This is a genomic window from Pleionea litopenaei, from assembly GCF_031198435.1.
In the GTDB taxonomy this organism is placed as follows: Bacteria; Pseudomonadota; Gammaproteobacteria; order Enterobacterales; family Kangiellaceae; genus Pleionea; species Pleionea litopenaei.
Genome location: NZ_CP133548.1, coordinates 3,298,817 through 3,321,172 on the forward strand (window position 1 = coordinate 3,298,817; position 22,356 = coordinate 3,321,172).

Annotated in this window: 24 protein-coding genes and 1 tRNA gene; 20 read left to right on the top strand and 5 right to left on the bottom strand. The window is 44.3% G+C overall.

What is annotated here, in order from left to right; translation table 11 throughout:
• Nucleotides 1-5: 5 nt before the first annotated feature.
• From nqrE to Q9312_RS14875, 5 genes are read right to left on the bottom strand one after another with little or no spacing between them, the layout of a single operon-like run.
• Complete coding sequence (nqrE, locus tag Q9312_RS14855) at nucleotides 6-614, bottom strand: NADH:ubiquinone reductase (Na(+)-transporting) subunit E (RefSeq protein WP_309201644.1); 609 nt, start codon at nucleotides 612-614, stop codon at nucleotides 6-8.
• Entirely contained in the window at nucleotides 614-1,246 is a 633-nt protein-coding gene (locus tag Q9312_RS14860; RefSeq protein WP_309201645.1) for an NADH:ubiquinone reductase (Na(+)-transporting) subunit D, read from the bottom strand. The genes nqrE and Q9312_RS14860 overlap by 1 nt, the downstream gene beginning before the upstream one ends.
• Nucleotides 1,236-2,012, bottom strand: coding sequence for a Na(+)-translocating NADH-quinone reductase subunit C (locus tag Q9312_RS14865; RefSeq protein ID WP_309201646.1), 777 nt, complete (start codon nucleotides 2,010-2,012; stop codon nucleotides 1,236-1,238). The genes Q9312_RS14860 and Q9312_RS14865 overlap by 11 nt, the downstream gene beginning before the upstream one ends.
• Complete coding sequence (locus Q9312_RS14870; RefSeq protein ID WP_309201647.1) at nucleotides 1,999-3,210, bottom strand: NADH:ubiquinone reductase (Na(+)-transporting) subunit B; 1,212 nt, start codon at nucleotides 3,208-3,210, stop codon at nucleotides 1,999-2,001. The genes Q9312_RS14865 and Q9312_RS14870 overlap by 14 nt, the downstream gene beginning before the upstream one ends.
• Nucleotides 3,210-4,553 carry a Na(+)-translocating NADH-quinone reductase subunit A gene (locus tag Q9312_RS14875; RefSeq protein ID WP_309201648.1) on the bottom strand — a complete coding sequence of 448 codons (1,344 nt, stop codon included), beginning with the start codon at nucleotides 4,551-4,553 and terminating at the stop codon, nucleotides 3,210-3,212. The genes Q9312_RS14870 and Q9312_RS14875 overlap by 1 nt, the downstream gene beginning before the upstream one ends.
• 456 nt (nucleotides 4,554-5,009) lie before the next feature.
• Between Q9312_RS14875 and Q9312_RS14880 the strand changes: the two genes are divergently transcribed.
• The 20 genes from Q9312_RS14880 to nuoL all read left to right on the top strand — a co-directional run bounded on the left by Q9312_RS14880 (nucleotide 5,010) and on the right by nuoL (nucleotide 22,349).
• Nucleotides 5,010-5,570, top strand: coding sequence for a YfiR family protein (locus tag Q9312_RS14880; RefSeq protein WP_309201649.1), 561 nt, complete (start codon nucleotides 5,010-5,012; stop codon nucleotides 5,568-5,570).
• Nucleotides 5,571-7,661 (top strand): EAL domain-containing protein, encoded by a 2,091-nt coding sequence (locus Q9312_RS14885; protein WP_309201650.1) that lies wholly within the window; start codon nucleotides 5,571-5,573, stop codon nucleotides 7,659-7,661. It begins immediately after the preceding gene.
• A 144-nt stretch (nucleotides 7,662-7,805) separates the two neighbouring features.
• Nucleotides 7,806-8,558: a triose-phosphate isomerase gene (gene tpiA / locus Q9312_RS14890; RefSeq protein WP_309201651.1), complete on the top strand. Its 753-nt coding sequence runs from the start codon at nucleotides 7,806-7,808 to the stop codon at nucleotides 8,556-8,558.
• 5 nt (nucleotides 8,559-8,563) lie between these two features.
• Nucleotides 8,564-9,013 carry a preprotein translocase subunit SecG gene (gene secG / locus Q9312_RS14895; RefSeq protein ID WP_309201652.1) on the top strand — a complete coding sequence of 150 codons (450 nt, stop codon included), beginning with the start codon at nucleotides 8,564-8,566 and terminating at the stop codon, nucleotides 9,011-9,013.
• A gap of 24 nt (nucleotides 9,014-9,037) precedes the next feature.
• A tRNA-Leu gene (locus tag Q9312_RS14900) sits at nucleotides 9,038-9,123 on the top strand.
• A gap of 176 nt (nucleotides 9,124-9,299) precedes the next feature.
• On the top strand, nucleotides 9,300-9,857 hold the full coding sequence (locus Q9312_RS14905) for an outer membrane beta-barrel protein (RefSeq protein ID WP_309201653.1): 558 nt from the start codon (nucleotides 9,300-9,302) through the stop codon (nucleotides 9,855-9,857).
• A gap of 102 nt (nucleotides 9,858-9,959) precedes the next feature.
• Nucleotides 9,960-10,292, top strand: coding sequence for an MGMT family protein (locus tag Q9312_RS14910; RefSeq protein WP_309201654.1), 333 nt, complete (start codon nucleotides 9,960-9,962; stop codon nucleotides 10,290-10,292).
• Nucleotides 10,293-10,305: 13 nt separating this feature from the next.
• Nucleotides 10,306-10,839, top strand: a complete 534-nt coding sequence (locus tag Q9312_RS14915; protein ID WP_309201655.1) for a retropepsin-like aspartic protease family protein — start codon at nucleotides 10,306-10,308, stop codon at nucleotides 10,837-10,839.
• A gap of 210 nt (nucleotides 10,840-11,049) precedes the next feature.
• Nucleotides 11,050-11,406: an NADH-quinone oxidoreductase subunit A gene (ndhC, locus tag Q9312_RS14920; RefSeq protein WP_309201656.1), complete on the top strand. Its 357-nt coding sequence runs from the start codon at nucleotides 11,050-11,052 to the stop codon at nucleotides 11,404-11,406.
• Nucleotides 11,397-11,873 (top strand): NuoB/complex I 20 kDa subunit family protein, encoded by a 477-nt coding sequence (locus tag Q9312_RS14925; protein WP_309201657.1) that lies wholly within the window; start codon nucleotides 11,397-11,399, stop codon nucleotides 11,871-11,873. The genes ndhC and Q9312_RS14925 overlap by 10 nt, the downstream gene beginning before the upstream one ends.
• Before the next feature lie 7 nt (nucleotides 11,874-11,880).
• The gene (locus Q9312_RS14930) at nucleotides 11,881-12,570 is read left to right on the top strand and encodes an NADH-quinone oxidoreductase subunit C (RefSeq protein WP_309201658.1); all 690 of its coding nucleotides are present in this window, start codon (nucleotides 11,881-11,883) and stop codon (nucleotides 12,568-12,570) included.
• A complete protein-coding gene (locus tag Q9312_RS14935; protein ID WP_309201659.1) occupies nucleotides 12,570-13,823 on the top strand; it encodes an NADH-quinone oxidoreductase subunit D in 1,254 nt (417 codons plus the stop codon). Before Q9312_RS14930 ends, Q9312_RS14935 begins: the two co-directional genes overlap by 1 nt.
• Nucleotides 13,820-14,374, top strand: a complete 555-nt coding sequence (locus Q9312_RS14940) for an NADH-quinone oxidoreductase subunit NuoE family protein (RefSeq protein WP_309201660.1) — start codon at nucleotides 13,820-13,822, stop codon at nucleotides 14,372-14,374. The genes Q9312_RS14935 and Q9312_RS14940 overlap by 4 nt, the downstream gene beginning before the upstream one ends.
• Nucleotides 14,371-15,654, top strand: a complete 1,284-nt coding sequence (gene nuoF, locus Q9312_RS14945; RefSeq protein ID WP_309201661.1) for an NADH-quinone oxidoreductase subunit NuoF — start codon at nucleotides 14,371-14,373, stop codon at nucleotides 15,652-15,654. The genes Q9312_RS14940 and nuoF overlap by 4 nt, the downstream gene beginning before the upstream one ends.
• Nucleotides 15,655-17,892, top strand: a complete 2,238-nt coding sequence (gene nuoG, locus Q9312_RS14950) for an NADH-quinone oxidoreductase subunit NuoG (protein WP_309201662.1) — start codon at nucleotides 15,655-15,657, stop codon at nucleotides 17,890-17,892. It begins immediately after the preceding gene.
• Nucleotides 17,885-18,910, top strand: a complete 1,026-nt coding sequence (nuoH, locus tag Q9312_RS14955; RefSeq protein WP_309201663.1) for an NADH-quinone oxidoreductase subunit NuoH — start codon at nucleotides 17,885-17,887, stop codon at nucleotides 18,908-18,910. The genes nuoG and nuoH overlap by 8 nt, the downstream gene beginning before the upstream one ends.
• Before the next feature lie 13 nt (nucleotides 18,911-18,923).
• Nucleotides 18,924-19,418, top strand: coding sequence for an NADH-quinone oxidoreductase subunit NuoI (gene nuoI / locus Q9312_RS14960; RefSeq protein WP_309201664.1), 495 nt, complete (start codon nucleotides 18,924-18,926; stop codon nucleotides 19,416-19,418).
• A gap of 35 nt (nucleotides 19,419-19,453) precedes the next feature.
• The gene (locus tag Q9312_RS14965; RefSeq protein WP_309201665.1) at nucleotides 19,454-20,074 is read left to right on the top strand and encodes an NADH-quinone oxidoreductase subunit J; all 621 of its coding nucleotides are present in this window, start codon (nucleotides 19,454-19,456) and stop codon (nucleotides 20,072-20,074) included.
• A complete protein-coding gene (nuoK, locus tag Q9312_RS14970) occupies nucleotides 20,071-20,376 on the top strand; it encodes an NADH-quinone oxidoreductase subunit NuoK (RefSeq protein ID WP_309201666.1) in 306 nt (101 codons plus the stop codon). Before Q9312_RS14965 ends, nuoK begins: the two co-directional genes overlap by 4 nt.
• A gap of 5 nt (nucleotides 20,377-20,381) precedes the next feature.
• On the top strand, nucleotides 20,382-22,349 hold the full coding sequence (gene nuoL, locus Q9312_RS14975; RefSeq protein WP_309201667.1) for an NADH-quinone oxidoreductase subunit L: 1,968 nt from the start codon (nucleotides 20,382-20,384) through the stop codon (nucleotides 22,347-22,349).
• The last annotated feature ends 7 nt before the right edge of the window (nucleotides 22,350-22,356 follow it).

Below are 22,356 nucleotides of genomic sequence, written 5' to 3' on the forward strand. Positions count from 1 at the left end.
TCCTGTTACAGCTGAACACCGGTAAATGACATAAATCCTAATGCCATCAAACCCACGGTGATGAATGTAATGCCCAAACCGCGTAAGCCTTCTGGTACATCACTATATTTCAATTTCTCTCGAATACCGGCAAGTGCGACGATGGCTAACGCCCATCCGAAACCACTGCCAATACCGTAGACCACTGACTCACCAAATTGGTAGTCGCGTTCTACCATAAATAACGTGCCGCCCAGAATTGCGCAGTTCACTGTTATCAATGGTAAGAAGATGCCGAGTGCGTTGTAGAGCGCTGGGAAGAACTTATCGAGCGTCATTTCTAAGATTTGGACGATTGCTGCAATAACACCAATGTAACAAATAAGTCCTAAAAAGCTTAAGTCAACTTGTGATAAGCCAGCCCAATCAAGAGCACCTTCTTTAAGGATGTAATTAAAGAGTAGGTTATTGACTGGAACAGTAATCGCTTGCACAACAATAACTGCAACGCCTAATCCCATAGCCGTCTGAACTTTCTTTGATACCGCTAAGAAAGTACACATACCTAAGAAGGCCGACAATGCCATATTTTCGATAAATACTGAGCGAACAAATAAACTGATATAGGCTTCCATTACGCTGCCTCCACCTGATCTTTCTTCCAGGTTCTTAGTGCCCAAATAAGCATTCCGATGATAAAGAATGCACTTGGTGGTAATACTAGAAGACCGTTAGTTTGATACCAGCCGCCATCGCGGATAGGTTCTAAAATGGTGTAACCAAATACGCTACCGGATCCGAATAGCTCACGAATGAAGCCAACAGAGAGTAACAAAGCTGAGTAACCTAGGCCGTTACCGAGACCATCAAGGAAACTCATGCCAGGACCGTTTTTCATTGCGTAGGCTTCCGCGCGGCCCATTACGATACAGTTTGTAATGATCAGACCAACGAAAACAGAAAGTTGTTTTGCAATTTCATAGGCATAAGCCTTGAGCACTTGATCAACAACAATAACCAATGACGCAATAATGGTCATTTGCACAATGATACGAATGCTGGAAGGGATGTGGTTTCGAATAAGACTGATGAGCAAGTTAGACATAGCGACAACAACAGTCAAAGCGATACTCATAACCAGAGCTTTGTCCATCTTACTGGTAACCGCGAGCGCACTACAAATACCGAGGACTTGCAGGGCAATTGGGTTATTATCGAAAATCGGTGAAGTAATGACCGACTTTGCTTCTGCTTTATCAAACGCCATGTTGGCCTCCTCGTACTTTTGCTAAGAAAGGTCCAAAACCCTTCTCGCCTAACCAGTAGTTCACAAGGTTTTCAACGCCCGTGCTGGTATAAGAAGCACCAGAAAGAGCATCAACCTCATTGTTCTCGGTTGCACCAGTTTTTACCATCTCTAAGGTTGGCTGGTATTGATCGTTAAGAACAACTTTACCTGGCCACTTGGCAATCCATTGAGGATTTTCAACTTCAGCACCTAAACCGGGTGTTTCACCGTGTTCGTAAAAGCGCAAGCCAGCAACCGTACGAGTATCACCTTCTAAAGCGATAAAGCCGTAAAGGGTTGAGAATAAACCGTAGCCATGTACCGGCAACACGATAGCCTCAATGTTGTCACCCTTTTTAACCAAATACACTTTCGCGTACTTGGCTTGGCGCTTGATGCTGGCAGGGTCTTCTTTTTTGTTTAACTTAACGCTTAATTCAGGATCTTTTGCTGCTTGACGTTGATCAAACTTAGCTGGGTCAAAGTCTTTAGCAACTTCACCTGTCGCTAGTTCAATCACGCGAGCTTCAATGTTCTCGTTAAACAACTTAGTGAAGTCAGCTTGCTCGTCAGGCTTGACGATTTTAGCTGCAATTAAGATGCTGCGTTGAACATCCGCGGCTTTGTTCGCTTGCTGTTCTTTTTTCAACATAACAGCGGCGCCAGAGACGACGAGAGAGCAGAACAAGCACAGGACAACGGCAACCGTTAAAGTCTTTACGAAAGAGTCATTAGTTGCTGACATGACGACGAACCCTCCGTGCAATGTTTGACTGAACCACAAAGTGGTCAATGAAAGGAGCAAATAGGTTAGCGAAAAGAATGGCTAACATGATGCCTTCTGGATAAGCCGAGTTGACGACACGAATCAAGACAGTCATGACACCAATTAAAGCGCCATAATAGTATTTGCCTGTGTTGGTCAAAGAGGCTGATACCGGATCGGTTGCCATAAACATCATACCGAAAGCAAAGCCACCGGTGACCAAATGCCAGTACCAAGGCATGGCGAACATAGCGTTCGACTCGCTGCCTACCGCATTTAATAACAAAGAAGTGCCTATCATACCGAGAAGTACGCCAAGAACGATTCGCCATGAAGCAATGCGGAAGTAAAGTAGGGCCAGACCACCAATTAAAATCATCAGGGTCGAGACGCCACCAAAAGTACCTGGAATTAGGCCGTAAAAAGCATTCCACCAGCTATCGTTAAATGCATAGTCCAGTTGACCAACGGCTGCCTGGGCAAGAGGTGTTGCACCTGAGTAGGCATCAACCGCTGTCCAAATCGTAGAGCCTGTCATGTCGGCTGGATAAGCAAAGAATAAGAAGGCACGACCGGCAAGCGCTGGATTTAAGAAATTTTTACCGGTTCCACCGAAAATCTCTTTTGCAACGACAACACCGAAACTGATACCAAGAGCAACCTGCCAAAGCGGAACATCTGGCGGTAGGGTCAAAGCGAACAGGACTGACGTGACGAAAAAGCCTTCATTGATTTCATGTTTGCGGATGCTTGCAAAGAGAACTTCCCAGAATCCACCAACAATAAAGGTTACAGCGTACACAGGAACGAAATACAACGCGCCTAAGAACATGCTGCTGAAGACCGAGTTGGCATCGTATGAGACATTGAACATGCTCATGACAGCACCGCGCCAGCCTTCGATTTCACTCATGCCAACGGCACCCAGCGCATTGATCGCTTGGAATCCGGTGTTGTACATTCCCCAGAACATGGTTGGGAAAGTACATAACCAAACAAAGATCATGATGCGTTTTAAATCAACGTTATCACGTACGTGTGCCGTTGTTTTAGTCACATGCCCCGGAGTATAGAAAATGGTAGTGACGGCTTCGTAAAGCGCGTACCACTTTTCATATTTGCCACCTTTCTCAAAGTGAGGCTCGAGGTGGTCGATAAAGTTTCGAAGCTTACTCATTACCCTTCCTTCTCTATCGTAGTCAATGCATTGCGCAGAATAGGTCCGTATTCGAACTTACCTGGGCACACATAAGTTGCTAATGCCAAATCTTCTTCATCCAACTCTAAACAACCGAGTTGTTGAGCTGTGTCAGTGTCATTACTGACTAACGCTCGCAACAATTGAGTGGCTAGAATATCTAGCGGCATGATGCGCTCGTAACTACCGATAGGCATAATCGCTCGCTCGCTGCCACCTGTGGTAGTGGTGAAGTCAAACTTTTTACCTGGCATCAAGTGCGAGATGAAAGAACGTGTGACGGAATATTTGTCTTTTCCAGCATGAATCCAGCCGAAAAATTCTTTTTCGCGACCTTCAGGAAGCAGGCTCACTTGATTGTGGAAACGACCCAAGAAGGCTCGTGCCCCAGTTGCCGCGAAACCGCTAAATACTGAACCTGAAATCGCTCGGACATCGCCAGCGGCTACTTCGCCTTGCAGAAGCTCTTTTAAAGAAGCGCCTAGGCGAGTGCGAATGAGTCGAGGCTGAGTAGCGCTTGGTCCACCGATTGCGATGACGCGGTCAGTGAAAAGCTTTCCTTCAGTAAACAATTTAGCTATCGCGATGACGTCTTGATAACCAATATGCCAAACCGGATGGTCAGAGCTTGCGCCATGTAAAAAATGGATATGCGTTCCGGGAAGACCAGCTGGGTGACAGCCACCAAAGGTTTGATGGTTGATTTGGTCATTGCCAGCAATGATGAAGTCTTGGTTAGCCGCTGTACAAACGTGAACTTTGCCGTTTGTTAAGCGAGTCAATAAAGAGAGGCCTTGATTAAAAGCATCATTATTTTCTTTGATGACTAACGCCGGATCAGCCGCCAATGGGTGGGTATCGATGGCCGTTACGAAAATGGCGTCGGGCACTGCATCGAGTGCTGGCACTTTCGAGTAAGGGCGAGTTCGAAACGCGGTCCATTGACCTGAGCTAGCTAAGTTTTCAACCACTTGCTCTCTGCTCAGACTGCTCAACTGGTCTGCAGGGTATTTCGCGAAAGTTTCAGCGTCGTCACCTGAGAGTTCGATAACGACCGATAGAAGCTTTCGTTTGGCACCGCGGTTGATGGCCACGACTTTACCCGCTCCAGGCGCAGTATATTTAACGCCGTCGGTTTTTTTATCAGAGAACAGAACTTGACCGAGTTTAACTTGGTCTCCTTCTTCGATCTCCATCGTTGGCTTCATACCAACATAATCATCACCAAGAATTGCAACTTGCGTCACGGTTTTGGTGTCTTTAATTGCTTGTTCCGGAGCTCCTGTGATGGGGAGGTCCAAACCTTTCTTAATTTTAATCATACGCTTGCGCCGATATCGTTAACATTTGTAAGTTAAAACGAATACTATAGTTCAACCGATTCAGCCTTGCTTTGGCAAAGACGTACTAAACCCGATCTTGGCGATAATATCGGCCAAAACCTGTGCCGGTTTTGAAATGATTGAACTATGAGAATTCCAAGAATGAAGTTCACCTCCATTCAGGGCGCCGTATTATACTGCTTTTGATTAACGGATCGCCAGTTTCGCGAGATATTTCTTAGAAATTCTCGGCTTAATGCCATTTGACACATAGAAAATTACTGCCAAAATTAACGTTATGCAGCAATTGCGGCTTGCAATTGACTGTATTTTAAGCAAAATTAAGCGAAAGCGTGCGTGGTGGTCATCAAGGAAGGGGATTCAAGTTGTTCCTGTCTAAATTGCAGACTGCTTAAACAATCGACGATTTGGCCGTACAAGGCTTGAGTGAGCTGGGTGTATAAAGTCGTAAAATGGATCATAGTCGCCTTGACCGTGTCGATCGCGGGAGTTGCGCATGCGCAAGAAACAGAAGAGCGGGTACGTTCTTCAATATTGTCTCGCTTACCAGGGTTCGTCTACTGGCCAAAAGGCTCTGATTTCAATACCGCGACTACCCCCTACCGACTGTGTATATTTCGCGACCGCGACTACTTCACCTTTATTCGTACTTATTTACGCGATGAAACGGTTCGAGGTTTGCCCATCGATTTTCGCTTTACTCGAGAGCTAGAAGAGCTAAAAGACTGCCATGTCTCCTACGTGGGTAATGTATCAATTCGAGACATTCAGCAGATTTTGGTTAAAAAGTTGGTCGAACACACCATTTTTGTGGCAACCAGCGAAGAAAGCGCTGCAATGGGACTGCACATTAGGTTATTTGTAGGAGCTTCGAAGAAATTTGATATTGAAGTGAATCAAGGAGCGTTTGAACAAAATGGCAGTGAACTCAAAGTTAACTTTTTGAAACATGCAAAGAAGGTTTATCCAGCATCTAATCCAGGCAAGGAGAATTAGATGCGTTGGGATGCGTCAATTAGAACAAAGCTAACCTTGGTGATTGCAGGCATCTCGATGTTTACGGTCAGTATCGGTTTTGTCGTTGTTTCCATTAATTTTTATCAAAATATGCAAGAGTCGTTGCAAAACGACGCGCTTGCGCAAGCCAATCTTCTTGCAGAAAACAGCGAGCCTTATCTTACTTATGATCGTCCCGAACAGGCTCAAACGGAATTACTGGGTCAAATATCGCTAAATGCCGCACACTCCATCGCTATTTTTCAAGGGATTGGAGAAACCTTTGCAAAAGTTGAAAATGGCGGTGGCTATATTTCGGCAACGGACTTTCGCAAAGAGCAGCAGGTTTTATGGGACAACCGTTGGCTGCATATTTATCAGCCGATTATGGATTCTCTGGGTGACCAGTTAGGAACGATATATCTCAAGGTATCAACCGATTCGGTGAAAGAGAAACTGCGCTCGTTTATTTTATCCCTATTATTGTTATTGCTCGCCATGGTGCTGTTATCTTATTTACTCGCTCGGATTATGCAGAAATACATTTCTCAACCGATATTGAACCTAGAAAGTATTAGTCACCAAGTGAGTGCCAGCCAAAACTATTCGTTAAGAGTTCCTGTGGTAACTCACGATGAAATTGGTAAATTATCTCGCACCTTTAACGACATGCTTGAGACCATTGAGCGTCGTCAGCGAGAGCGAGATGCCGCTGAAGAGGCTTTGCAACTGAACAAACGACGGCTAGAGCGAGCGGTCAAAGATCTCCAATATTTAGCCAATTACGACTCGCTCACGCAGTTGCCCAATCGAGCTTTGTGTATGGATCGTATTCGTTACGCGTTAAAGCGAGCGTCTCGAACTCGAACTTATGCAGCAATTTTGTTTCTCGACCTAGATCATTTTAAAGACGTGAATGACTCGCTCGGACATGCGGTGGGGGATGAGCTGCTCAAGGCTTCAAGTAAGCGTTTACAGGAACTTTTGCGTGATGAAGACACCCTAGCGCGACTTGGCGGCGACGAGTTTGTGATCATTTTAAATGAGGTTGAAGATACGGAAGATATTATCACCGTGGTCGAGAAAATTGTGGATAACTTCAACCAGCACTTCAATTTGTCGAGCTATGTTGTTAACTCCACGGTGAGCGTTGGCGTCTGTGTGTATCCAAACGACGGCAGCGATGTCGATGAACTCATGAAGGCTGCCGATGCGGCCATGTATAAGGCGAAAGAAGTCGGTCGTAATACCTATGCCTTTTATGAGTCTGAAATGAATGAATTGGCATTGCGTCGACATCGAATCGCCAACGACCTGCGCGCGGCAATTGATAAAGGAGAGTTGAGCTTGGTGTATCAACCTCAGGTTGACTTGAAGCTCGGAAAAGTTATTGGGGCAGAGGCTCTATTGCGCTGGACGCACTCAGAGTTGGGCTTTATTTCTCCGGCTGAATTTGTACCCATCGCTGAGAGCACGGGTCTTATAAAAACCATCGGGATGTGGGTCATTGATACCGCTTGTGCCGATGCCGCCTTTTGGCAAAAGCAAGGACACACCAATATTAAAGTGTCGGTTAACCTCTCGGCACTGCAATTTAGGCAATCTGATTTACCTGAGTCAATTAACAAGTTACTTAAAAAACATCAGCTAACGCCCAATGCATTAGAGCTTGAGATTACTGAAAGCATGCTGATGAGAGATGTGGAACAAGCCATCAAGACGTTGCAGCGGATGAAACGCATGGGTCTGCAAATTGCTATCGATGACTTTGGTACCGGTTATTCTTCGCTTAGTTATTTACGACGCTTCCCGCTCGACTCATTAAAAATCGACCGCACCTTTATCGATGAAGTGTGCGTTGATCCTGATGACACCGCGATTACTTTAGCCATTATATCGATGGCTAAGAGTCTCCGTTTGAAGGTGGTGGCGGAAGGCGTAGAAACGACGCAGCAATGGGACTTTCTGTGCCAGCACGGCTGTGATGAAGTTCAGGGCTACTTAGTCAGCAAAGGACTTCCTGGAGAGCAATTTTTGGCGTTTATCGCTGCATTCTCACCTTCAAAGTGGGTCGCCAATAGCGATCGTTAACTCATTCCATAAGACGATCTCGAGAAATTTTCTCAATTTGCCCACTAAATCATCTGATAATTCATGGATTGACGCCTATTCTGCTTGTATCCCTTGGCAAGCTTGTGTAACATTTGCGCCCGCTTCGAGATGTGGAGAAGGACGATGGGTCGCCAAGCGATGGTTGCTGGTAACTGGAAGATGAACGGGTTACCGCAAAACAACAGTGAGCTGCTGAAAGCCTTGGCGCAGAAAGACTTTGCGCAATTATCCTGTGCATTGGTTGTCTGTCCTCCGACGGTTTTTCTCTCGCAAGTGGGTAATGAGTTACCGGCAGAGTTTAAGCTGGGTGCGCAAAATGTGAGCGCTCAAGCGCAAGGTGCGCATACCGGAGAAGTTTCCGCAGACATGCTGAAAAGTGTCGGTTGTGAGTATGGACTTGTTGGTCACTCAGAAAGACGCCAAATGCATCATGAAAGTAACTCTGATGTGGCGGAGAAGACGTTAGCGCTTCTTCAGCAAGGTATTACTCCCATTGTTTGTGTCGGAGAGACCTTGTCTGAACGAGAAGCTGACGCTACCATGACGGTGGTTTTACAACAGCTAAAAGCGGTTGCCAGAGTGCTGTCAACAGAGCAGTTAGCAAAGATTATCGTTGCTTATGAGCCGGTATGGGCGATAGGCACCGGGATGACCGCGACCCCTGAGCAAGCACAACAAGTGCATGCGTCAATTAGAGGCTGGTTGCGAGAGCAGATTGGTGAACAATCTGACAATATTACGATTTTATACGGCGGCAGCGTGAAAGGCAGTAACGCGGCCGAATTATTTGCTCAAGAAGACATCGATGGCGGCCTCATAGGTGGTGCGTCATTGAATGCCGATGAGTTTTTTCAGATCTGTCAAGCTGCAGGTTAATTAAGATGCATGAGATTTTATTGATTATATTTTTGGTTGTAGCGCTAGCGCTTGTCGGCGTTATTTTGTTGCAACAAGGTAAAGGCGCTGGAATGGGTGCTTCTTTTGGTGCCGGAGCCTCTGGTACTGTATTTGGAGCGCCAGGCTCTGGTAACGTACTGACCAAAGTGACGACCGTGTTGGCAATTATCTTTTTCGGGGTCGCGTTGACCTTGGGTTACATTGCAAACGGTACTGGCGGTGAAGTTGAAAAAGATATTTTTGACAAAGCAGAAGAATCACAGAAAACATTGGTGACTCCTGCTCCGAAAACCGATATTCCAGTGGAAACTAAATCGGCTCCTGAGTCTGATATCCCTGCGGTCAAAGCGACAGAGACAAAGACCGATGATACAACGCCAGTGACAGATTCAACGGAAGCAACACCTGAGAAAGAAGACGACGATAACAAGTAATCGTTTTTTCGAAGTTTTCCCTCAGCCCAGGTGGTGGAATTGGTAGACACGCTATCTTGAGGGGGTAGTGGCCGTAGGCCGTGCCGGTTCAAGTCCGGCCCTGGGCACCATATTAAAGTCTCAGTAAATCTGAGCATCTCTCGAAAGCCCCGATTCTAGGGGCTTTTTGCATTTTCTAAATCCAAATTTTTTCGATTAATCGTTTCCAATATCTTAATCTTGATATCGCATAGTGATATTATGCCGCGCCCTCAATGGGAGACTTATTTATCATGGAGAATATGAGATGAAGAAAACTTTAATTGCTATTTTTTTTACTATCGGTGCCATTGGAAATCTTTGTGCTTATCAGTCACATAACTATGTTGAAGTGCACTTAGGTCAAACCGATGTGGCGCTCGTTCAAGCGCCGTTAGATTATTCACATATGACCATTGGCGGTGTGTTTGGTTATCAAATGGATGAAAACTTCGGTGCGGAATTCTTAGTGACTTTTGCTACCGAAGGTGATGCAGCCCCTCTTGCATCACAAGAGTTTGCAACGGTAGCCGATGTTAAGGTAAACGCCTATGGCGGTTATTTTGTCGCACGAACCAGTGGTGATTTTTATATTGAAGGAAAATTGGGGTTAGCAGCGACACAGTTTGCTTACACTGCGGGTGGATATGAAGATCTAACCGAGACTAACTTTGGCTTGTCTTACGGCGTGGGTGTTGGCTATCAAGCCGCCGAGTTTTATATTGAGGCGAATCTTTTGAGCTTGCCAGAAGTCGATGATCCCTATTATATCCAAACGAGCTATGAGTCAGAGAGCATTTTGCTGACCGTCGGTTTTGATTTTTAAGTTTAGCAAGTTAGAGCAGCGAGCCAGTTTCGCTGCTCCTTATCTTTTAACCCGCTTCTAAGAAATTTATACTAACAGTCGGTTCCTCTAATTGAGCGCTGTATGGATAAACCCCAAAAGATCATTTCTGTGGTCAAGCTGATCCCCAAGGGCAGCGTGGCGAGTTATGGCCAAGTCGCTGATCTAGCCGGTCTACCAAGGCGAGCTCGGTTGGTTGGTAAAGTTCTCAGGGAAGCAGACGACAGCTCTCTACCCTGGCATAGGGTTTTGCGAGCAAACGGAACAATCGCTTTCGAGGCCCAAAGTGAACAGGGGCAGCATCAAACTGCGCGTTTGAATCAAGAGGGCATTGTCGTGGTTTCGAATAAAGTGGATCTTAAGAAATATCAATGGCAACCTTCTTTGACAGAAATTCTACTGCAGCTTAATTACTGAGGAGGCCCAGTCTGTGACATCTCCAAATCATTCACCAGAGCACAACCATCGGCGAGTTGGTCGCTTTATGGGGTTTATCGCCTGGGGCATGGGGTTATTTTTGTTGTACCTGTTTTTTCAGGATCAAATACAACAACAAATTAATCCAAATCAACAGCCCATGTCGCGTCAGACTGGAAAAATGAATGAAGTGGTTCTTAAGCAAAATAGAGCCGGTCATTATGTAATGAGTGGCTTCATAGATGGTACGCCAGTGATTTTTCTGCTGGATACAGGAGCAACCGATGTCGCGATACCTGAAAGTGTGGCACGCGATCTTGGTTTGAAGCCCGGTTATAAGTACCATGTAGAAACCGCTAATGGTACTGCTACTGCTTATCAAACAGAAATTCAGTCACTAAAAATAGGCACCATTAAATTGACTCGAATGCCAGCAGCCATTGTTCCTAATATGTCTGGAAGTGAGGTTTTACTGGGAATGAGCGTTCTGAAACAGCTTGAATTTACGCAGCGCGGTAATGAATTAATTCTACGGCAGCTTCGTTAGGGTTGTCGACATTCTTCATAACATGCCGCTTGTTAAAATCTAATGTGAAAACTTTTCTAAGCATCGCTTTTTTATAGCCTAAAAACTGTGTAGACTGGCATCAGCTAAGTAGTTGATGAATCTTGAATTATTGTTGCAAAGCAAGGTTATTGGCAGTTTACAAAGTAAATAACGGCAACTAGTCTTAGTTAAAAAAGAGCAAAAGTCCGTATGCTGGAAAATTACATACCTATCTTGGTTTTCATTGTTATCGGTCTGGGTCTTGGAGTGGGCCTGGAACTGGTAGGCTTTTTACTCGGTAAGCGAACCGCTGATGATGCCAAGGAGTCTCCATTTGAGTGTGGCTTCGAAGCCTTCGAAGATACGCGAATGAAATTCGATGTTCGTTTTTACCTTGTCGCAATTCTGTTTATTATTTTTGATCTTGAAATCGCATTTTTATTTCCTTGGGCGGTCGTCTTTAATGAGCTGGGTTGGCTAGGCGTCGGCAGCATGGCGGTTTTCTTAGCACTGCTCGTTGTCGGGTTTATCTATGAATGGAAAAAAGGAGCCTTAGAATGGGAGTAGTCGAACCTAAAGGATTTTTTGTGACTTCTGCCGATACTTTGATCAATTGGGCCCGAACAGGAAGCATGTGGCCGGTGACTTTTGGTCTTGCATGCTGTGCGGTCGAAATGATGCATGCCGGTGCTTCGCGTTACGATATGGACCGCTTTGGCGTGGTGTTTAGGCCCTCACCCCGACAATCTGATGTATTGATCGTAGCCGGTACACTGACCAACAAAATGGCACCCGCGTTACGCAAAGTCTACGATCAAATGCCCAATCCTAAGTGGGTTATTTCAATGGGCTCATGTGCTAATGGCGGCGGATATTACCATTATTCTTATTCGGTCGTGCGTGGGTGTGATCGTATAATTCCGGTTGATATTTATGTGCCCGGTTGTCCACCGACGGCTGAGGCTTTGCTGTACGGCATCATTCAATTACAAAACAAAATTAAACGCACCAACACCATCGCTCGTCGAGCTTAGGTAGCTTATGGCACTAGAGTCATTAGAACAGTGGAAGTCAGACCTTGAGCTGCGCTTGAAAGGGCAGATTGAAGGGTGTTGGTTACAACATCAAGAAGTCACCATTGAAGTGTCGGCTGATCATTTGCTGGCGGTTGCACGGCGATTGCGTGATGAAGACAATCTTCACTTCGAGCAACTGATCGACCTTTGCGGGGTTGATTATTTGCACTATGGACAGACACAGTGGGACTCCGAAACTGCTTCTGGCTCGGGGTTTTCAAGAGCGGTAGAAGCATCACACCAAGATCAATCAACCGTGTGGAGCAAACCGCGCTTTGCAGTAGTCTATCACTTGCTGTCAGTGACCAATAATCGTCGCTTGCGCATGCGCTGTTTTGTTCCCGACGATCACTTAATGATCCCCTCAATGACCTCTGTTTGGTCAGCGGCAAATTGGTATGAACGAGAAGCGTTCGATCTCTACGGTATTCGCTTTGAAATGCACGATGATTTACGACGATTACTGACCGACTATGGATTTGTTGGTTATCCATTTCGCAAAGACTTTCCTCTCATTGGTGATGTTGAAATTCGTTACGATGCCACAGAGAAACGGTGCGTATATGAGCCTGTCTCTATTGAGCCGCGCACACTTGTGCCGAAGGTGATTCGCCACGATGCGCGCTACGTTCACGAAGAAAAGGATAACGATTAATGTCCGAAATTCGCAATTACACCATGAATTTTGGTCCGGTACATCCCGCGGCTCATGGCGTGCTTCGGCTAATTTTGGAGCTTGATGGTGAGGTTGTCGAAAGAGCTGATCCCCATATTGGTCTCTTGCATCGCGCGACCGAAAAATTAGCCGAGAGTAAACCCTATAATCAAAGCATCGGTTACATGGACCGGTTAGATTATGTCTCGATGATGTGTAACGAACACGGGTATGTGTTAGCCATCGAAAAGTTACTCGGCATTGAAGTGCCAAAGCGAGCTCAATACATTCGTGTGATGTTTTCAGAAGTGACTCGAATTCTCAATCATTTGTTGTGGCTAGGTGCGCATGGTTTAGATATTGGTGCAATGACTATGTTCTTGTATTGCTTTCGCGATCGAGAACCTTTGATGGATGCTTATGAAGCTGTGTCTGGCGCGCGGATGCATGCCACTTACTTCAGACCCGGTGGAGTCTATCGAGACTTGCCCGAAGAGATGCCGCAGTACCAAGCGTCGCAATGGCGAAGCAAAGAAAGTGCTGAGACGATGAATCAAGGACGTCATGGAACCCTATTAGATTTTCTAGAAGATTTTTGTACATCCTTTCCCAGTCACATCGATGATTATGAGACATTGCTAACCGACAACCGAATTTGGAAACAAAGAACCGTCGGAATTGGCGTTGTTTCTCCCGAACGAGCATTACAGTTAGGGTTTACCGGACCGATGCTTCGTGGCTCTGGAGTGGTTTGGGATTTGCGCAAACATCAGCCCTACGAAGTTTATGATGAAATGGATTTTGATATTCCGATTGGTAAAAACGGAGATTGTTACGATCGATATCTCGTTCGTGTGGAAGAAATGCGTCAATCAACGCGAATTATTCAACAATGCATTCAATGGCTGAAAAATAACAAAGGCCCGGTGATCGCAACCGATCATAAAGTTGTTCCTCCCAGTCGTGCGGCGATGAAAGATGACATGGAAGCCTTAATCCACCACTTTAAATTATTTACCGAAGGATTTTGTGTTCCAGAAGGTGAAGCCTACGCAGCGGTGGAACATCCGAAAGGCGAGTTTGGTGTGTATTTAATTTCCGACGGCGCAAATAAACCGTATCGAGTTAAAATAAGAGCACCTGGATTTCCTCACCTGGCAGCGATGGATGAAATTATTAAGGGGCATATGTTAGCGGATGTGGTCGCAGTCATTGGAACCATGGATATCGTTTTCGGAGAAATAGACCGATGATCGAGCAGCAGCCAGAACAGGTTAATCAAGAAGAAAAGGCAGCTTCGCCATTAGAGCAGTTGGTTTCTGAAGACGCTATAAAAGAGATCGAACTTTGGCGCCGTAAATATCCAAGTGAGCGAAAACGGCCTCCCATCATAGCCGCACTGAAAGTGATACAAGCCGAGCATGAGAATTATCTAACCGAAGAGCTAATGATCGCTCTCGCTAATTATTTAGATGTACCAGCGATAGCCGTGTTCGAAGTCGCTACGTTTTATACCATGTTTAATCTAAAGCCTGTTGGCAAGCATGTTATATCAGTCTGTACCAATTTATCGTGCATGATGTGTGGTTCAAAGAAAATTGTTGAGCACCTTGAGAAACGGTTGAAAATTAGGCTTGGTGACACGACCCAAGATCAGTTAATCACATTGCAAGAGGTAGAGTGTTTGGCCGCTTGTGGTGGAGCTCCCATGCTAGAGGTTGATCAAACTTATTTCGAAAACTTAAATACCGATAAGGTTGATGACATTCTAAAGCACTTAGGTTGGGAGGATTCTGCGAAATGAATGAAGTTTGCTTCAGAACATTGCACCTTGAAGAGCCTTGGACGTTAGAAAGTTATCAGAGTGTTGGTGGTTATCAAGTTTGGCAAAGTATTTTGAAAAACCAGACACCAGCAAACGAAATTATAGAGCAGTTAAAATTATCGGCATTACGTGGGCGTGGTGGTGCTGGTTTTCCTACTGGTTTGAAGTGGAGCTTCATGCCAAGAGGTATGCCGGGGCAAAAGTACGTCGTTTGTAACTCAGACGAAGGTGAACCTGGTACTTTTAAAGATAGAGACATTTTACGATTTAATCCTCATCAATTAATTGAAGGTATGGCAATAGGTGGCTACGTTATGACGGCGACCGTTGGCTATAACTATATGCGAGGAGAGTTTTACGAACCCTTTGCACGGATGGAAGCGGCACTTGCAGAAGCTTATTCTGCAGGGTTGCTTGGCAAAAATATTTTGGGAAGCGGCGTCGACTTTGATCTCTACAATCACTTAGGAGCAGGAGCCTATATTTGTGGAGAAGAAACCGCACTCATTGAGTCGTTAGAAGGGAAAAAAGGCCAGCCTCGTTTTAAGCCACCTTTTCCTGCAAATTATGGATTATTTGGCCGTCCAACCAACGTCAACAATACTGAAAGCTATGCCTCGGTTCCGGTTATTTTAGAAAAAGGCGGTGAGTGGTTTTTAAATCTTGGTATACCTAATAACGGTGGGACCAAAATATTCTCGGTTTCCGGTCATGTTGCAAAGCCTGGCAATTATGAAATTGGTATGGGAACGCCTTTTACCGACCTATTACAACTATGCGGCGGTATGCGTTCAGCTGCGCCTTTAAAAGCCGTCATTCCTGGTGGTTCGTCGTCACCTATTTTACCGGCAGAAATTATCAATGAATTAACCATGGATTATGACGCTATTGGCAAAGCAGGCTCAATGGTTGGTTCCGGTGCGGTGATGGTAATCGAGCAAGGAACGTGCATGGTGGAACTGGCCGCTCGAACGGCACATTTTTATTATGAAGAGTCTTGCGGACAGTGTACGCCATGTCGCGAAGGGACCGGATGGATGTCACGAGTTCTGCATCGAATTCTTGACGGTGATGGCAAGATGGAAGATCTGGATAACCTCTCTGATATTGCGAGCAATATTATGGGACGAACAATTTGTGCATTAGGGGATGCTGCGGCTATGCCAGTTGCTGGCTTTTTAAAGCATTATCGGCATGAGTTTGAGCATATGATTCGCACCGGAAGACGTTGGGTAGATGATCATTCAGAGGCGGCTTAAATGGGCATAGTAACCATAGAAATTGATGGCCAATCATACGAAGCTGAAACGGGCTCGATGATCATCGAAGTCGCTGACGATGCGGGAGTGCATATTCCTCGATTTTGTTACCACAAAAAATTATCGGTGGCTGCGAATTGCCGAATGTGCCTTGTTGATGTTACCAACTTACCAAAAGCCGTGCCAGCTTGTGCGACGTCTGTTGCTGATGGAATGAAAATTTTGACTCAGTCAGAAAAAGCATTAATGGCTCAGAAATCTGTAATGGAATTCTTACTCATTAATCATCCGTTAGATTGTCCGATTTGTGATCAAGGCGGTGAATGTGAACTGCAAGATGTCGCTATGGGCTATGGTAATGATGTATCACGATTTAGTGAAGGAAAGCGTGTTGTAAACGATAAAGATATTGGCCCGCTTATTGAAACCGATATGACACGATGCATCCATTGTACACGTTGCGTAAGATTTGGAACTGAAATCGTCGGTTTGCGAGAAATGGGAGCGACCGGCCGTGGCGAACATATGGAAATTGGCACTTTCGTCGAGTCGAGTTTGGTGTCGGAGTTAGCGGGTAACATTATTGATTTATGTCCGGTTGGTGCCTTGACTGCCAAGCCAAGTTTATTCAAAGCGCGCGCTTGGGAATTACAAGCAACACCGTCGATATCGCCTCATGATTGTTTAGGCACTAACCTAGATATTCATCATCGTCGAGGGCAAGTGATCCGTGTTGTCCCAAAAGAAAATGAATCGATCAATGAGGTTTGGATTACCGATCGTGATCGGTTTTCTTATCAAAGTTTAAATGAAAGTAAACGATTGCTTCATCCAATGATTAAACAAGATGGACAATGGCAACAAGTTAGCTGGGAGAAGGCGTTAACTGAAACGGTTGAGCAATTGAAAAAAATAATCGGAACACATGGTGCCGAGGGAATCGGTGCGTTGGCCTCACCGTCGTCCACTCTTGAAGAATTCTATTTATTGCAATCATTGTTTCGCGGACTTGGTAGCCACAATATTGATCATCGCTTGCGACAAATCGATTTCTCAACTCAGCATGATGATCCCATGTTTCCAAAGATAGATTTTTCCCTCGCTGATCTCGATGATATGGATGCAACGCTATTGGTGGCTGCAAACCTCAGAAATGAACAGCCATTGCTGAGTATTCGTTTACGTAAATCGACGCGCTATGGTCGAGTGATGGCAATTGCTCCATTTGAATATCAGGAGCACTTCAGAATAGATCCCTATATTCATGTTCCATCGAACGCGTTAATTTCTAATCTGCAAGGTGTCGCCGCGGCATTAGTCACACAACAAAAAGGTTCCGTCAGTGCTCACCTAACTGAATTATTTTTGAATGTCACTCCAACACCAGAGCAAGAGACCATTGCGAATGAACTGAGAATTAATGAGCATGCTTGCATTGTTATTGGACAAACCGCGCTTGAACATTCATTAAGCGGACATATTCGTTGGCTTGGAAGAACGATTAGCCGTTTGAGTGGTTGCAAGTATGGAGAACTCACGCCTGGCGCAAATTCTGCTGGAGGATACATTGCAGGCGCGTTGCCTCATCGAACCTGTGTGGGAGTTGAGAGCAAAATTAGTGGTTGGACAACACAGCAAATGTTGCAAAAAGGTCTTCCAGGATTCCTATTGCTCAATACTGAACCCGAATTAGATTCAAGTTATCGAGAGTCTGCTCGACAAGCATTAAAAGACTCTGAGTGTGTCGTCGCGCTGAGTGCTTTTGCTGAAGGCGAAATGATGGAATATGCCAACATACTTTTGCCCACCGCGACTTTTACTGAAACGTCGGGAACTTTCATTAGTATAGAAGGCAATTGGCAAACGTTTAGAGCCGCCGTTCCTGCCAAAGGAGAAGCACGGCCAGCTTGGAAAATATTAAGAGTTCTCGGAAACTTGTTTGGTCTATCGAGTTTTGATTATAACTCTTCAGAAGACGTTAAACTTAAGCTTTTAAAAAAATACGAAGCCTCTACCGATGCCCATGTCGGACACTTACATAATCCGGAACAACTCGAACAAGGTGGAGAGCTCCCTAAAGCGTTAAGTTTGTACGACAGTGATTCACTCGTACGTCGCGCACGTTGTTTACAGCAAACACCTCAAGGTTTATCGAACTGGCGCAGAGATCAAATTATTAAACTTACAAACTTCGTCGCGGCGACTCAAATTCCTGTGAAGGAGGTGGGTGATGCCTGATTGGTTTTTTGAGTTACTTTGGATTGTAGCAAAAATAGGATTTATTTTACTGCCGCTTATCTTGGCTGTCGCTTACACCACTTATGCCGAGCGGAAAGTGATTGGGTATATGCAATTACGACTGGGTCCTAACCGCGTGGGGCCAAAAGGTTGGTTGCAACCCTTTGCTGATGTGATAAAGCTGGCGATGAAAGAAATTGTTTTACCGAGAGGAGCCAGTCGAACCCTATTTGTGTTAGGGCCTATTCTATTTATTGGTCCATCTTTCGCGGCATGGGCTGTGATTCCTTTCGACGCGGGATTAGTGCTAGCTGATGTCAACGCAGGGCTTATTTTCCTTTTGGCAATGACGTCTATTGGTGTTTACGGAATCATTATAGCGGGCTGGGCTTCCAACTCTAAATACGCTTTTTTAGGCGCGTTGAGATCAGCGTCGCAAGTGGTTTCGTACGAAATCGCAATGGGCTTTGCATTAGTTGGTGTTTTAATGTGCTCTAACAGCATGAATCTTGGTGATATTGTCGTTAGTCAATCAGGAAGTCTACTGAGCTGGTATTTTATTCCACTATTTCCGTTGATGCTGATATTCTGGATCTCTGGTGTGGCTGAAACCAACCGAGCGCCTTTTGATTTACCCGAAGGCGAATCTGAAATAGTTGCGGGGTTTCATGTTGAATACGCAGGAATGGCTTTCGCTTTATTCTTTCTTGCTGAATACGCCAATATGATTTTAATTTCAGTCATGACCGCGATTTTATTTTTTGGGGGCTGGTTGTCTCCATTTCAAGGAATTCCTTATTTAGAGCCAATTACCAACTGGATCCCAGGGACGTTTTGGTTGTTGCTTAAGGCGTCGCTCTCGTTATTTTGTTTGCTTTGGTTACGCGCGACGTTTCCTCGTTATCGATATGACCAAATCATGCGACTGGGTTGGAAAATATTTATACCGGTTACCATCGTCTGGATCGTAGTTTTAGCCGTTTGGATAAAACTCCAGTGGTGGCCATTTAACGGTTAATTCGAGAATAGTTATGGGACATTTTCTTAAAAAAGTTTTCGATACATTTCTACTCACCGAGTTGGTTCGTGGTTTGAGAGTCACTGGTCGACATCTTTGGAAAAAGAAAATTACTGTCTTGTATCCGGAAGAAAAAACACCTCAATCACCACGTTTTAGAGGATTACATGCGTTACGTCGTTACCCGAACGGTGAAGAGCGTTGTATTGCATGCAAATTATGTGAAGCAGTTTGCCCTGCACTCGCGATTACTATCGAAGCTGGGCCGAGACTAGACGATGGTACAAGACGCACCACCTTGTATGAAATCGACTTGTTTAAATGTATCTATTGTGGCTTTTGCGAAGAGTCCTGTCCGGTCGATTCGATTGTTGAAACCCGCGTATTCGACTATCACTTTGAAAAGCGCGGTGATCAAATTATGACGAAAGCCAAGCTTCTTGCGATAGGTGACCGATTAGAAGAAGAAATTGCAGCTGATCGAGCCGCGGATGCTAAATATAGATAGATATAATGGTAGGTAGATATACTTATAGGTAGACAATGGAACTTACTTTTCAACAAATTCTATTTTACGGATTTTCAGCCCTGCTGATCTGTTCTTCTTTGATGGTCATCTTAGTTAAGAACAGTGTCAAAGCGGTACTTTTCTTGATTTTGTGTTTCGTCAGTACCTCTGGAATATGGATGTTGTTACAAGCTGAATTTCTCGCGATAGCACTTGTTCTCGTTTATGTTGGTGCGGTCATGGTGCTATTTTTGTTCGTTGTAATGATGTTGGATGTTAACTTTTCAGTTGCTCGATCTGGTTTTACTAAAGTTCTGCCTCTCGCATTATTGGTCGCGATAGGATTTGTCGTTGTGCTGAGTCAAATCGCTAATCATAGTCAGTTTTCGATACAGCCTGAAGTAATATCCGATGAGCAATCTGTGAGTAATGTTCGACAGTTAGGTCGGCTCCTTTACACTGATTATTTTTATCCTTTTGAATTGGCCGCTGTGATTCTTTTAGTCGCAATGATTGCTGCTATTAGTTTAACCTTTAGAGGCAAGCGCAGTCGCAAAAGTCAAAATATTGATAAGCAAGTAAAAGTGACGAAAGCGGAGCGATTGAAAATTGTGAAAATAGATAAGCCTGCAAGTCATTCGGAGGATTCAGAATGATAGGTCTTACAGATTATTTAATTCTAGCGGCAATTTTATTTTCAATCAGTGTCGCTGGGATCATAATAAATCGAAAAAATGTAATTACTTTACTTATGTGCATTGAGTTAATGTTGCTCGCCATTAATATTAATTTTATTGCATTCAGTTACTTCTTATCGGACCTTCAAGGGCAAATATTTGTATTTTTCATTCTGACGGTTGCAGCGGCTGAAGCTGCTATTGGGCTGGCAATATTGGTGGCCTTATTTAGAAATCGAGCGTCTATCGACGTTGAAGACCTAAACCAACTTAAAGGTTAGACAAGATGCACAGCTCCATACTTGCCATTGTTTTATTTCCTTTACTAGGTGCATTAATTAATGGCCTTTTAGGTTGGAGATTGTCGAAGCGTATAGCTCATGTAATTGCCATTTTAGGTGTCGGTGTTTCTTGTGTCTTAAGTATTCAATTAACTTACCTTTATTTTACGTCTGATTACAATGCTTTAAATTTTGATTTGTTCAAATGGGCGGTAATCGGCGAGATAGAATTTAAGATTGGATTTCTATTCGATAGTTTGTCAGCACTAATGTGCAGCATAGTAACCTTTGTTTCATTAATGGTTCATATTTACACTATCGGGTATATGAAAGATGATAAGGGATATCAGAGATTTTTTAGCTATATCAGTCTGTTTACTTTCGCAATGTTAATGCTGGTACTGTCGAATAACTTTCTACAATTGTTTTTTGGGTGGGAGGCTGTAGGTTTAGTTTCTTATTTATTGATCGGGTTTTGGTTTAAGAAAGACTCCGCAGTTTTTGCTAATCTAAAAGCTTTCTTAGTTAATCGAGTGGGAGACTTTGGATTTCTTATCGGAATAGCGGGAGTCTTTTATTATTTTAATTCACTTGATTATCAAACCGTATTTGAACAATTAGATGCATTTGAAACCAGTGCTCCGGCAATTTCAATCGGGTTAGGTGATTGGTCAGCAATTACGTTTATTTGTATCTGCCTTTTTATCGGTGCAATGGGAAAATCAGCACAAGTTCCTTTACATGTTTGGTTACCAGACTCAATGGAAGGACCCACACCCATTTCAGCATTAATACACGCAGCGACAATGGTTACCGCGGGTGTGTTTATGGTGGCTAGAATGTCGCCCTTATTTGAGCTTTCAGAAACAGCGTTGTCGTTTGTTTTAATTATTGGAGCGACGACTGCGATTTCTATGGGAATACTTGGAATCATTCAAAACGATATCAAACGGGTGGTTGCCTACTCAACGTTATCACAGCTTGGCTATATGGTTGCAGGATTAGGGGCGTCTGCCTATGCCGCGAGTATTTTCCACTTGATGACGCATGCATTTTTTAAAGCCTTGTTGTTTCTTGCTGCAGGATCAGTGATTGTCGGTATGCATCATATACAAGATATTCGTCAAATGGGTAATCTTAAAAAATATATGCCGATTACTTGGATAACCTCGTTAATTGGAACGCTTGCTCTTGTCGGATTTCCCTTTTTCTCAGGTTTTTACTCGAAAGACGCAATCATTGAAGCCGTTCACGCCTCATCACTGTTAGGACAGGAGTATGCTTACTACTGCTTGTTGATAGGTGTTTTCTTTACTGCGCTGTACAGTTTTCGCATGTACTTCTTAGTATTTCATACGACTGAAAGAATGGACGATAAGACACGGGCACACCTACAAGAGTCTCCAAAGGTGATTTGGGTGCCGTTAGTTATTTTAGCAATTCCATCCGTTATTCTATCTTGGTGGGTTATGGAGCCGATGTTGTTTGGCAGTTTGTTAAGTGATTCGATAACTGTGAAACCGGAGCACAATTCACTTGCTATGTTATCGAGGGAATTTGTTTCTATTGTTAGCTTTTCATTGCACGGCTTTACGACGCTTCCATTTTTGTTGCTTGTTATCGGCTTTTCACTTGCCGTGCTAATTTATGTGATGAAAATTCCTGTTAATCAGATGATTGCGTCTCGATTAGGGGTGTTCAAAGAGGTGCTTAATAAGCATTATTATTTTGATGATTTTAACCAAAAAGTGATTGTTCGCGGCGCTTTAGGGGTTGCGCAAAGTCTCTGGCATATAGGTGACCGAATGATCATTGATGGATTGTTTATTAATGGCTCAGCGAAGCTGATTAACTCAATATCATTAGGCATAAGAAAAGTTCAAAGTGGTTATTTGTATCATTATGCTTTGCTAATGTTGATAGGCGTATTAGCTGGTTTTATCTGGCTAAGTTGGCCGTCTAACTTTAATTAAAACGGAA